This window comes from Lentilactobacillus parakefiri, assembly GCF_002157585.1.
In the GTDB taxonomy this organism is placed as follows: domain Bacteria; phylum Bacillota; class Bacilli; order Lactobacillales; family Lactobacillaceae; genus Lentilactobacillus; species Lentilactobacillus parakefiri.
In genome coordinates, this window is sequence record NZ_BDGB01000144.1 from 1 (window position 1) to 555 (window position 555).

The following is a 555-nucleotide window of genomic DNA, read 5'->3' on the forward strand; positions in this document are numbered from 1 at the left end:
TAATCGAACAATCTGGGAAGGTTGGCGAAACCGGGTGATAGCCCCGTAGGTGAAATCAATGACCCTCAGTTCAGGATCCTGAGTACGGCGACACACGTGAAACGTCGTCGGAATCCGGGAGGACCATCTCCCAAGGCTAAATACTCTCTAGTGACCGATAGTGAACCAGTACCGTGAGGGAAAGGTGAAAAGCACCCCGGAAGGGGAGTGAAATAGTTCCTGAAACCATGTGCCTACAAGCAGTTAGAGCCCGTTAATGGGTGATAGCGTGCCTCTTGTAGAATGAACCGGCGAGTTACGGTAACATGCCAGGTTAAGGTTTAAAAGCCGGAGCCGCAGCGAAAGCGAGTCTGAAATGGGCGTTTTAGTATGTTGCTGTAGACCCGAAACCAGGTGATCTACCCATGTCCAGGGTGAAGGTGCGGTAAAACGCACTGGAGGCCCGAACCCGTGTACGTTGAAAAGTGCTGGGATGAGGTGTGGGTAGCGGTGAAATTCCAAACGAACTTGGAGATAGCTGGTTCTCTCCGAAATAGCTTTAGGGCTAGCCTCGGA

At 51.7% G+C, this 555-nt stretch carries 1 rRNA gene; it reads left to right on the forward strand.

The features are described from left to right. Positions 1-555, forward strand: a 23S ribosomal RNA gene (locus LPKJCM_RS11775); the annotation flags it as partial.